Raw genomic sequence first — 12437 nt, 5'->3', positions numbered from 1 at the left:
TAAAAAACCATTACCTCGATGGTTATGCTTTGGGTGTCTTTATATATGATGGACATAGAAAGAGCAACGTATTTGTTAAATGGCTACCACGAGGAGAAACTTTCAGAAAGTGAATATGCTGAATTTTTCGCATTGCTGCATGAAGATCAATATGCGCTGTTCAGAGAGCAGTGGCTAGATGGATGCTGGTCACTTGGTGAACTTCAATCCCAAGGGGAGCCGAATAACGAACGGATTTTAAGTACAATTTTTAAGGAGCAACAAAAGCGAAGCTATAGACGCACTTATAGTGTTGTTGCTGCTATTGTGCTATTCTTCTCTTTAGTAGCGACAGTTTATACCTTCGTATTCTCTGATTTTTCTCCGTCGGGACAACTTGCGGATATAGAACCTGGTGGAAATAAAGCAAATATTGTTCTACCTAATGGCGAGATTGTCTCCCTCAGCGAACAAGAGCAAGGGCTATCGATGAAAGGCGAGATTCGATACCTTGACGGAGATCCAGTAAGTGGATTGAAGAATAAAATCGATGCCTCAGATCAGCTTGCACTAACTGTCCCCAGAGGAGGAGTCTATCAGATCACATTGAGCGATGGTTCGGAGGTTTGGCTCAATTCCGAATCGAAGTTGTATTATTCGGCTCAACTCGGTAAACAAAAAAGAGAAGTTTTCTTGGAAGGAGAAGCCTATTTTAAGGTCGCCAAATTATATGTTTCAGAGGGCGATACGGTAAGGCGTGTTCCTTTTGTTGTCAAAACGGCAAAACAGACAATAGAAGTCTTGGGTACTCAATTCAATGTATCTGCCTACGGTGATGAACCAGGCATTTCAACGACGTTGGTAGAAGGAAAAGTTAAAGTTACAATGGATAGTGTAGGGGCACACGGCGGTATCAATGAGATGGTTCTAAAGCCGGGAGAGTCAACGATAACAGGAACTGGCGGCTTATTGTTAAATGATTTATCCTCGAAGCAGCAAACAGCTTGGAAGGAGGGTTATTTTGATTTTACGAATATGCCTTTGGATCAAGTTATGCGTCAATTGGGGCGCTGGTATGGTGTAGATATTGCCTATGAGGGAAAAATTCCCAAGATAATGTTTTATGGTACGATCGAAAGAAATAATCGTTTATCAACTATTATGACATTACTCGAAACGAATCATCTTGATTATAGGCTTGAGAAAAATAAACTCACGATAATTGCGAAAGAAAGAAAAGGAGGAAAAATCTAAACCTACAGATAAAGACGTCTATTAACCAAGAATCAAGACGACACGAGGTGTCTTAAAGATACACCGAAGGGTGTTGGTAGCACCCCCGGTGTGAGCCTGGATAGCTCTCAGTATATCCATTTAGCCTAGATAACACATTTTAACTATCCAAAACATTACAAAATTAATGAATAAATTTTATTGGAGAGCCATGAAGCTAATTTCATTGCTGCTCTTAGGCGGTTTTATAAGTCTTCATGCAGCATCGTACTCACAAAATATCACACTAAACCATAAAAATATTTCCTACAGTGGTTTATTTAAGGAGGTTTTTAATCAAAGCGGATATCGTATCTTAATAAATAAAGCTATTCTAAATGATAAAAAGCGCCTAGCCATAACGGTTAAAGATATGCCTGTTGAGGAATTTTTAAATTTCGTTTTTGAGAAAGAAAAACTGCACTATAAGAAAGATGGAAATAACATTTTTTTATTTCGTTCAACAGATACATCAAATGAAGAAAGCGTAGCGTATCAGGAACTCTTGGATCTGAAAGGGAAGGTCGTCGATTCGCTAAGTAAACCACTTATCGGCGCAAGTGTTACCGCTTTTTCATCTGAAGGTAAGAAATTGCCCATTGCGACGAAAACAGGTGCCGATGGTAGATTTATTTTACTTGGTGTACCAACAGATGGTAGCGTTCGAATTGCTTTTGTCGGATACAAAAGTAAAAGTATTCCTGTCAAAGAAGATGTTGGAAATGTTGTACTCCTTGTTGACAACACGGGAATCGAAGAGGTTGTCGTGACAGGTTTAGCTGTTGGTACGAATAAATATAAAGTCCCGTTTGCCGTTACGAAAGTAGAGAGTAGCTTGATCAATACAGTTCCGGCAATCGATTTGTCGCAAAGTTTGCGGGGAAAAGTTGCTGGTATTTCGATTATACAGACAGAGGGAGATGAAGGAGCTACAGTGTCCCTAAGAGATGCAAAATCTTTCAGCGGTAATATTGATCCTTTGATTGTCGTTGACGGGTACGTCAGTAACTTGCGGTTAAGTGAATTGAATCCTCAGGATGTGGAATCCATAGAAATTATTAAAGGAGCAGCAGCGGCTGCACTTTACGGAACGCGTGCTGAGGGGGGCGTTATTCAGGTCATCACCAAAAAAGGTAAAGATGCCCAAGGACGGTTAAATATTACTTTAGATAATGAGTATGGGGTCAATAATGTACAACGATTGCCCCAGCTGGCGACATTACACCGTTGGAAAACTGATCCGGATGATCAATTTGGGTTTGCTTATTTAGCGGATCAAAATGGTAATTCAACGACCACCAGAATTCCTAACTATGCAGAAAATGGTTTTTCAATGGTTTTAAGCCCCTATAAAAACTACTATGATAATGCCGAACTTTTGTTGAGCGACAAACCTTATTATACAAATTTTTTATCATTAGCCAATGCGGGCGAACGTTACAATACCTATTTGTCTTTTCAGAACCAGCGTAACGCGGGAGTCGTCGAACCGATAGATGCCAATATCCGAAGAACAGCAAAATTAAATCTGGAACTTCGGCCTAATGAAAAATGGACTATAGAGACTAACGTACATTATTTTTACAATTCTAGACCCTCGGTAATGGCCAGTGGTGGTGGTGCATATACGTTGTTCGGCAATGTACTTTTGCAGGAACCCTTCCTCAATCTAGATGAGCGGGATGCCGATGGAGACTGGGTAGTAGCTCCTGCCGGATACAATATTCAGACATTAAATTTAAATTTCAACCCGCTATACGAATATAATACGAGAGAGTATAAAAATAGAGAACACGAAATTCTAGCAGGGGGAAAAATTCGTTATGCAATTTTGAAAAATCTTTCTGCGGAAATTTCCGGATCTATAAATCAGAGTTTTGTCAATGTATCAAGCCTTTACCCAAAGGGATATAAAACGGTATTAGAAAATGTTGAGCTCAATAACGGTAACCTATATCTTTACACCGGAAGAAGTAACTTTATTAATGGACAGGCACAGATCAATTATCAGGAGCGTATAGGCGATTTCGACTTTGCAGCGAGTGCGAAGAGCGTTTATGAGCATTATTACAACAGCTCTTTTTCTGCTCAGGGTTATAATTTCTCTGTACCGTTATATACCTTGGCGAATACCCAAGCCGGGGGAAGATCCATTGCGGGATCTGATGAACCAACAGGGAAGACTGTGAATTATGGGTACTTCCTCAATCTAAGGACGGGATATCAAGATAAGATTTTTGTGGATGTCTTGGGACGTATTGACCAAAGTTCTCGATACGGTAGCGATGCACAGTCCGCATTTTTTCCTCGCGTTTCTTTGGGATATCGACTTACACAAGATTTCAGTTTAGGAGACAAAATAGATGAGCTGAAACTTCGTGCGTCGTGGGGTAAAGCGGGACGAATTCCAGACTTTAATGCTAAGGAGAGTTTGGCGACAGTAACGAACACGGGGATAAGTATCACCCAAAATGAAAACACCAGACTAGAACGCTCTTCAACCTCCGAATTGGAACTTGGTTTTGATGCGAAATTGTTCAAGAAACTTGATGTGACATTTAATTACGCTAAAGCAAATAGTCGAGGTGATTTTATCCGTCCGCCGGCTTTTATTCCAACAATGGGTGTTACGCCAGCTTATAAGAATTTTGGTCTTATAGGTTCCAGTTCTTTCGAACTTGAAACACGTGCGACAGGGATTGTTGACCAACGGAATTTTAAGTTGGATTTAGGTCTCACGTTTGCACGAACACGAAGTGAAATAAAAGAGCTTGGCGATGGACTTCCCCCTTTTTATAGTGGTATCTATAGAAAGGATATTGGCCTAAGTCCTTGGGCATTTTTTGGACAGAAAATATTGACGAGTTTAAATGAATTGGATGTTGTGGATGGTGTAGTTAAGAATGCCGCGGGAGGAACACATCCGTTAGCCGATTTTGTCGTGAATAAACAAGGACATGTTGTGCTTGCTTCTGCAATGGGAACTGCCACTGAATCGCCATTAATTTTACAAGAAAATGGTGTGAGCAAAGGTATGGTTATTGGTGATGCTCAACCCGATTTTATTACAGGCTTGAATATTTCCATGACACTCTTTAACTCCGTACAGTTGTATTCTACGTTGGATTGGCAGCAAGGAGGAAGTAAATATAGCCGGACCACACAATATTTAACTGGTTTTGATCGATCAGGGCTATGGCAAGAATATGCACAGGCGGGATTACCAAACAGTTATATACAGGCACTTTATAACGGGAATAGCTACACCAGTTTCTGGATTGAAGACAGTTCATATCTGTCCCTACGGGAAATATCTTTAAGTTATTCTTTGCCAAAAATAAGATCATTACAGGCTGTTCGGATTGCTGTTACAGGACGCAATTTATATACCTGGTCAAATTTCAGTGGGAGTAATCCTGAAGGGTATTTTGATGAATATCCTTATCCTGTATATCGTACGTTTACTGCAAAATTGACGGTAAACTTTTAGTAATTTTTTTGGATGATTTGACTATAAATATCATGAGACTAGTAGCCTTATTAATTTTAGGAATGACCTTCATATGCAGTTGTGAGAAACTGCAATTTGATGATGCTTCAACTTTCACATTGGAAGAAGCATTGGAAATTACACCGGATTATTATTTTAAACTGACTTCAAGCGCTTTCACTACAGCAATGATGTGGTCGAATGACGCGGTATCATCTACGACGGGGTTTGGTTTGCTTGCTGATCAGATAACCACTCATAACACCTCTTATCGCTGGATCGATTTTAATCTAGAACCGAGAACACAATTAAATACAAGTGATTCTTACGGAGGTACAGCCGTTATGTATGCGCCCTATCAATATTTTTATCAGGCAAATCTTGATGCAACAAAAGTGATTGGAGGCCTCGATGCAGGGAATGTGGGAATAGATGACGAAGGAACGGACAGAACCAATGAGATTTATGCCGTAGCACATTTGATAAAGGGGATATCCCAAGGTTTTTTAGGGTCGACCTATGACCGGGGAATTATTGTAGATCAAGATCGTGGTGTCGAAACGGCACAGACCTATCCTAATTCTTATAAGGAACTCATAGAGAATGCCGTTATGCATCTTGATCAAGCTATTCACTATGCGGATCTGGCTCCCAGTATTCTATTACAAGATTTTAATACAGGGATTGTTGCCGATAAACCACAGTTTATTCGGTACGCAAATTCTTTGGCAGCACGATTTTTAGCCAGTATACCTAGAGATAAAAATGAATCACAAACGTTAGGTAAAGCTTTTTGGAATCGCGTTCTACAATATGCACAGAAAGGATTGGTTGAAGATTTTACAACGGCTCCTTATGCGGGGGCAGGTACATTTTACAATTATTCTACTTATTACTTATCTTTTTTGGTTAGTGGGCTTCCTTATTTACCCGCAGATCATAAGCTCGCTTATCTGGCCGATAGAACGGGAACTTATCCAGATGAATATCCTAGCGGCAGTACGGTGTTGTCACCTGTAGAAACGAACGATAGCCGGTTTAATAAGTACTTTAAATATTATGCTGGATTTGGAGGCTATCTGCAGGCGAACTTGGGCCGTCAAATGTTTAGTAACTATGGACGGATTCGTTATGGGGATGGTGCTAATGATGCGTTGTACAACAAACGTCAAATTATTATGTTAGTCGAAGAGTTGCGTTTACTCCGCGCCGAATCTTTATTCTGGTCAGGAGACTTGGTTAACGCAGCTGCAGAATTAAACGCGACTTCGGCGGCTCGGATCGCAAAAGGCAATTTGTCTCCTGTTCCAGCAACAGAGGCTGCGCTGCGTTATGCCTTACATTATGAGTATGCGATTGAAATTGATATTGCAGGAGGTAATTTGGGACCTTTTGCATTTATGCGCAGGCATAACCTTTTACAGCCAGGTACACCTACGCAGTTCCCGATTACACAGAATCAGTTGCTGTTAACGAATGTTACACCGTATTCTTTCGGTGGCATAGAAAATGCTGGTCAAAAAGGTATTTGGGGAGAGACCGCTACTGCTGGTTTGGATTGGGGATGGAAAGGTACAAAAGTGAGTTACTAATTTAACACGTTTTAAACGGGCAAGTTGTAAAACTTGCCCGTTTTTTTTGAATAACCCTATCCGTTTATCACGAGACATTGTCGGTGATTACTTTCGTGCTTTTAATCGAATTATTCTTTATAAAACGAAACAAAATATTTGCTATCTTAACACAAAAGGAATTGTGTTCATTAAAAGCATTGCTATGGCTGTTAAAAAACGAATTTTTGTATTCATACTTTTATTGGTATTATGTGCTGTTAGAAGCTATCCTGTTGTCTTGTTGGATAATATTACTTCACTTCCATCTTTAGAAAGCTCAAATAAGCAAGTGAAATTCTTGTTTCTGATGCTGATGAATGACAAGTTGAGAGAAAATTTGCTGTCAGATCTAAAAGAATCTGGATCAGTTAATCTAACCTACAGACCAGATAATACGCTAGCCGCGATCGGTGATATACGTTTTGGATACGACATGAATGGATTGGTTAGCGATGTTAGTGATTTGCGAATCCAATACGATTTAGAAGGTCGTATTGCTAGCATTGGCAATCAGCGCGTATCCTACGCTTTAGGCGGTAAAATAGATCGTATAGGCGATCAACGTATCTCCTACAACTTAGATGGGAGAATTAGCCAGATTGGAGACCTTTATCTGCGGTATGACCTTGATGGAAAGCTAAGTCGTGTTGGAGAAATGCGCCTGAATTATAACTTGGATGGAAAGATCAGTAGACTAGGGGATGAGCAGATCCAATATGATTTGGAAGGCCGTGTATCTAAAATTGGGCAGGCTAGACTTGACTATGATTTGGACGGAAGACTGCGGTCGGTAAAAGGCGAGATACCCCACTTAGCAATTTTCGTATCTTATCTATTCGCTCAACAGGTTAATCAAGGTTTCTAAGAACGTAAAATATCTCGGATGTTGATACTGCTATCGCTAAGTTCGACTTCTTGTAGGCCACTTTTACCGTCAATTAACCGGAGTTCTCCGTTATTAGGAAGCAATTGATACAATAGTTCGGTGTTTAGGTTCTCTTTCCCAACAACCAAAGAAGATACACCTGAAATTCCATTGGCATGTCGAATGTATTTGGGTCTGGGATTGGGGGCATACGCGGACATTATAAAAGGAAATATAATATCGTTAGGCATCAATAGTTCCCACCGTAACGTTTGACCGTTGATATCTTTTCGTTTCGCTTTGTGAAATTTGAATGGAACATTCTTTTCCTTAAACAAGGCTTTTTGAGTATCTAATTGCGTCATTGTTGATTCCAGCGACCATTCACACCAGTTGTTGTCTATCTGATCCCATTTGTCCATTCGATCCAGAATAGGTTGATAACCAAAAGTTTTCATGAACCATTTTATCGGTGCTGGCAGACCTGAGTTCTTATATATTTCGATAAAAACGCCACTTTCAAACCAAATTAAAGCATTATATGCTTTTTCGGGAGCAGTACCATATTGCACGGTGAATCCTGCTTCTTGTAGCTTCTTGACTGATTGGTGAAGGTCTTGTACACGGTAAAGTACATGACTGAGCTGTATTTTATTTTCGTTTGCCATTATTCTTTTGTAACTGTTGGTTTTGTGATTTCAACTATCAAAGCCCTTGTTTACCTTCTACCCAGTATGGCTCAGTTTGTATTTGCTTGTTCGTTAGACCATTTTCTAACAGAAATTTTTTTAATCCTAAAATGGATTTCGCATTTCCGGTTAGGTAAAATACCATATCACTTTTAGCCGTATTTTGATTTTCTATTAGCTCTTTTAGTTTATCGATCGTATCGGCTTTTTTAAGTTCTTCCTTTTTTTCGACAGCAGCGATGTTAAGTTCTAATATATCCAGCCAATTTTTGTTTTCTGCATGCATTTCTGCAAGACCTATAAATTGATGCTGTTGCTTTATTGCTTCGTCTCTAAGGCACATTAAAAGACCCAAGGATGTTTCGTCTCCAAAAGCAATATGCGTTTTGAATTCGGAATTGTATTTTATCTTACCACCAGGGCCCAATAGATTCAATGTATCACCTGTTTTTAGGTTTGCGACCCATCTACTTCCAGGCCCCTTGTCGTGTAGAAAAAATAAGACTTCGCATACACCATCATGCTGATCGAAATAAGAAGGGGTGTAGTGCCTAAATTCTGTATCACTTATTCTAAATTCAATCACATTGCCAGGTACGAATTGCTTTTTTGATTTTGAAAAATCACCTTCGAAACGGATCTTTCGCAGTTGACCAGCGAGATCTTCTACAGCTGTTATTTGTGCAGGATGATACATCCCGCTGAAAAGCGATTGCATGGCATCCGCCATCCATTTGGGAACTCTAGGCATAGTTTTTTATTTCTGTTGAACGTCAGCAATCCTAATCGAGAAAAATCTACTGCGTATGATTTTCTGAAACTTTTATTTTATTCAAAACCCCATAGGCTGAATATGTTTTACTACAATTTTTCCGAATTGTAATCGCTTCTTTTTAACCTTTTGCTAATATACTGATTCTTGTTAAGAATGTTTCTAAATAAAAAATGTTGCTCAAAAATAGTTGATGTTGTTTTGTGTGCAGTACGCAAAAAGGATTAAAATATCCGTAAAAGGGAGTTTTTTTAAACGTGAATAAATTAGCGTGCAGTGATGATGGTTCATCTGTATTCTGAAGTAAGAAACTAAATTTACTCCGCAATGTAATTAATTGGAAACCTCAAATCATTACTTAATGAGAAGAAACTATCTTAAATTCTGTGGGCCTCATATTTGTCAATTGTTGAAAGTTATTGCTAAAAGCAGATATATTTGAATACCCGATTTCGTAAGCTATTTGCGTCATATTCAAATCCGTATCTTTGATTAGTTCCATAGCCCGGATAATCCTCAACATTTTTAAATATTGAATAAAAGTGATGTGCAGTTTTGTCTGAAATAGTCTTGTCAAACTTCTCACACTCATTCCGGATAAACTCGCGGTGTCATCTAAGGTCAGATTTTCATTTAACCGACTTTTTATATTTTCGATAATAGTTTGGAGTCGTTGATCGTCTGTTGTGGGAAGCTGGATTGAAAATTTTTTTAAGTTCTCTTTGGATAACATATTCTTAAGTGTCGTTAGAAACTCAAATTCCCAAGAACCTTTACAGTAATCTCCTTGCCATTTTTCACTAAATGAAAGCATTTCTGCTAGAAGCTTACTCACTGGATAAATGCCCAATTCATCATAAAAGCCATTCGCCTCATCTGCAGGGAAATAGATATTAATGATATACAGATCTTGCGTATTAAACATCAGATTATGAGGATAATTTTTAGGTATCCAGATATAATGATTGGAGGGAATATAGAAGTCTTTTTCGTCTGTTTGCAGGTATGCAATGCCACCATACACCAATAATAACTGCGCCTTATCATGTTGATGTGATGGCAAACGCTGTTCGGTCTGTTGTCTCATCACCAGAATTGAATCAGGCTGTCCATCAACACTATTTATTAATTGGTTAAGAATGTCCATGTGGCTAAATATAGCAAATATTAGGCTAATTATATAAAATATATAGTTGCTGTGTTGGATAATTTTGTGCTGTAAATGCGAATAAATTATCATGAAACACAAAAAGACATCTTATCGCCAAGGTTTTGAAATTCAAGGCGAAAATTCCAGTAACAAGCATCTGTTTAAGAAATGGTTAACGACACCTAAAAAAGATCTTTCACTTATAAACCAAAATTGATGAAACGATATAGAACCATCCCAATTTTGGGTATACTCTTGCTGCTATTTGCACCGCCTATTTATTGTCAGCACATACAAACTAAGCCGATATTAAGTTTAGAAGAGATATGGAAAGTTGCCGAAGCGAACAATCGTCAATTAAAACTAGCTGATCTACATCTTCAGCAAAGTAGGTTAGAAGTTCTCGAAGCAAAAGATTTGTTGCTGCCAGAGCTTTTGATAGGTGGGGATGCGAAACTCAATACCAAATTTCTGATTTATGACAATGGATTATTTTCCGCTCCCCAAGACGTACCTGTAAAAGCATATGGCTATGGACTGGGATACGTCTTAAATTTTAATCTCTTTAGTGGCGGTAAAGACAGAAGAAACGTCGTTATAAAGAAGGAAGAAGAAATACGAAAACAATATGAAGTTGATCTGCAAAGGCACAGCGTAAAATATAATGTAGCAGCTGCGTATTTCGATTTATATAAGTTCCTGCATTTCCATGATTTTCTTGATGCAGAAATTGATACAGAAAAGAAGCAGTTGGCATTGATAGAAAGCTTGCATAAAAATGGAACTGTGTTAAAAAGTGATGTACTGAGAGCTGCCGTTAAATTATCACAATTAGAACTTAGTCTTTCTGATATTGAGAAAAAGGTTGAAATCGTTAAGCAGAGACTTAACATCCTAATGGGGCGTGAGTCTGAAGATGAATTTACGATCAATTATCAAGAAATAGTTAAACCAGCTACCACTGTAGCGACTGATTATAGTGACTTTATAGACATTGCGCTAAATCAATCGCCCGAGTATAAAATGGTTAATAGCGACATCAAATGGAGCGAATTAAACATCCAACAGATTAAAGCCAACCTATTGCCCAAAATCTCCTTATTCTCCAATTACAATTATACCTATCCGCAGATTTCATTCTACCCCTATTCGAATGACCTGTGGGGATTTGGTCAAACAGGCATTAAAGTACAGTTTTCTATCGACAATCTATACAAGAGTAAACATTCAATAACTCGCGCTCAGGTTGTCAGCAATGAGGCAAAGGAAAAAGCGGAGATGAAGAAGGATGAAATTTCCCTGCTGGTCAAAGAAGCTTACTTACAGCAACTGCAAGCATTGGAAAGTGTGGAAACAGCGGTAAAAAATATAGCAAAAAATACCGAAACAGTCCGCGTTATCAGAAGTAGCTATCTAAATCAAGAATCGCTTCTGACGGATCTTTTAGAAGCTGAAAACACCTTATTGGAAGCGAGATTTAATTTAACAACGGCACAAACAAACGTAAGACTAACGAATATCAGATTGCTGGCAATCATAGGAATTCTTTAATAAAATATCATGAACAAGAATAAAACAGATAAAATTATCATAACCCTTACCACATGGTCTGGAATTGCATTATTGTTAGGGCTTATTGGTTGGGGAGCAACCTATTTCTTCAACGGATATCGCTATGAACAGACCAATGATGCACAGGTCGATGCTTATTTGTCACCTATTAATGCAAAAGTAGGTGGCTATGTCAGTAGTATATACTACAAAGACAATCAACAGGTAAAAAAAGGAGATACACTTGTGCTGATTGAATTGGATGAGTACGGATTAAAAAAAGATGCAGCGGCGGCAGAACTCATGAGCGCACATGCCAAATTGCCTATCTTAGCTGTGAACGAAGAAACACAGCTTAAAAGTATTGGGGTTATAAAGGCGCAATTGACAGGTGCTAAAGCAAGACTGGACCAACAACAAAAAGAATTTGACCGTTATAAAAATCTACTTGCCGATGAATCTACTACGCAACAAAAATTCGACAAGGTCAGCGCTTCGCTGTCGATAACGCAATCGGATTATGAGCAGACAAAAGCCTCTTTACAAGTTGCTGAATCCAAACTAAATGATTTCAGCGCCCAGCGCAATGCTATACAGGCTGAAATAAAGCTCAAAGAAACACTTCTTCAAAGACAGGAACTGGACATTCGATATACCGTTATCACCGCGCCTTTTGATGGACAAATTGGTAAAAAGACTATTCAAGAGGGGCAGCTGATCCAAGCAGGACAAACATTAGCTTTTTTGGTAAACAAAGCCGAGGAAAAATGGGTATTGGCAAATTTTAAGGAAACACAGATCAGTAAGTTCAGTATTGGACAAGCGGTATCCATAGAGGTGGATGCTTTTCCGAATGAGAAATTCAATGGCGTCATCGAATCACTTTCGCCAACCACTGGAGCCCGGTACTCATTACTTCCTCCTGATAACGCTACGGGCAATTTTGTTAAAATCATCCAACGTATTCCTGTTCGGATTCGATTTACGGATAAGTCCAACAAAGTGGCGAAACTGTCTGCTGGAATGAATGCGAATGTTTATGTTTTAAAAGATTAA

At 38.8% G+C, this 12437-nt stretch carries 9 protein-coding genes; 6 read left to right on the top strand and 3 right to left on the bottom strand.

Going from position 1 to position 12437, the window contains the following annotated elements:
* The first annotated feature begins 45 nt into the window (after positions 1-45).
* From ACSZOX_RS01715 to ACSZOX_RS01700, 4 genes are all read left to right on the top strand, one after another.
* On the top strand, positions 46-1233 hold the full coding sequence (locus tag ACSZOX_RS01715) for a FecR family protein (protein WP_437918015.1): 1188 nt from the start codon (positions 46-48) through the stop codon (positions 1231-1233).
* A gap of 190 nt (positions 1234-1423) precedes the next feature.
* Positions 1424-4741 carry a SusC/RagA family TonB-linked outer membrane protein gene (locus tag ACSZOX_RS01710; protein WP_437918014.1) on the top strand — a complete coding sequence of 1106 codons (3318 nt, stop codon included), beginning with the start codon at positions 1424-1426 and terminating at the stop codon, positions 4739-4741.
* A 32-nt stretch (positions 4742-4773) separates the two neighbouring features.
* Positions 4774-6333: a hypothetical protein gene (locus ACSZOX_RS01705; protein WP_437918013.1), complete on the top strand. Its 1560-nt coding sequence runs from the start codon at positions 4774-4776 to the stop codon at positions 6331-6333.
* Positions 6334-6517: 184 nt separating this feature from the next.
* Positions 6518-7219 (top strand): hypothetical protein, encoded by a 702-nt coding sequence (locus ACSZOX_RS01700; RefSeq protein WP_437918012.1) that lies wholly within the window; start codon positions 6518-6520, stop codon positions 7217-7219.
* Here the strand turns inward: ACSZOX_RS01700 and ACSZOX_RS01695 are convergent.
* The 3 genes from ACSZOX_RS01695 to ACSZOX_RS01685 all read right to left on the bottom strand — a co-directional run bounded on the left by ACSZOX_RS01695 (position 7216) and on the right by ACSZOX_RS01685 (position 9827).
* Positions 7216-7887, bottom strand: coding sequence for a VOC family protein (locus ACSZOX_RS01695; protein WP_437918011.1), 672 nt, complete (start codon positions 7885-7887; stop codon positions 7216-7218). The genes ACSZOX_RS01700 and ACSZOX_RS01695 overlap by 4 nt on opposite strands.
* Before the next feature lie 37 nt (positions 7888-7924).
* A complete protein-coding gene (locus ACSZOX_RS01690; RefSeq protein ID WP_437918010.1) occupies positions 7925-8659 on the bottom strand; it encodes a siderophore-interacting protein in 735 nt (244 codons plus the stop codon).
* 379 nt (positions 8660-9038) lie between these two features.
* Positions 9039-9827, bottom strand: a complete 789-nt coding sequence (locus tag ACSZOX_RS01685) for an AraC family transcriptional regulator (RefSeq protein ID WP_437918009.1) — start codon at positions 9825-9827, stop codon at positions 9039-9041.
* A gap of 219 nt (positions 9828-10046) precedes the next feature.
* Between ACSZOX_RS01685 and ACSZOX_RS01680 the strand changes: the two genes are divergently transcribed.
* Both ACSZOX_RS01680 and ACSZOX_RS01675 read left to right on the top strand, forming a co-directional pair.
* The gene (locus tag ACSZOX_RS01680; protein WP_437918008.1) at positions 10047-11381 is read left to right on the top strand and encodes a TolC family protein; all 1335 of its coding nucleotides are present in this window, start codon (positions 10047-10049) and stop codon (positions 11379-11381) included.
* 9 nt (positions 11382-11390) lie between these two features.
* Entirely contained in the window at positions 11391-12437 is a 1047-nt protein-coding gene (locus ACSZOX_RS01675) for an HlyD family secretion protein (protein WP_437918007.1), read from the top strand.

Source organism: Sphingobacterium sp. LRF_L2, from assembly GCF_965644235.1.
In the GTDB taxonomy this organism is placed as follows: Bacteria; Bacteroidota; Bacteroidia; order Sphingobacteriales; family Sphingobacteriaceae; genus Sphingobacterium.
Note: the sequence above shows the minus strand (reverse complement) of the source record. Positions and strands in the feature narration are given on the sequence as shown.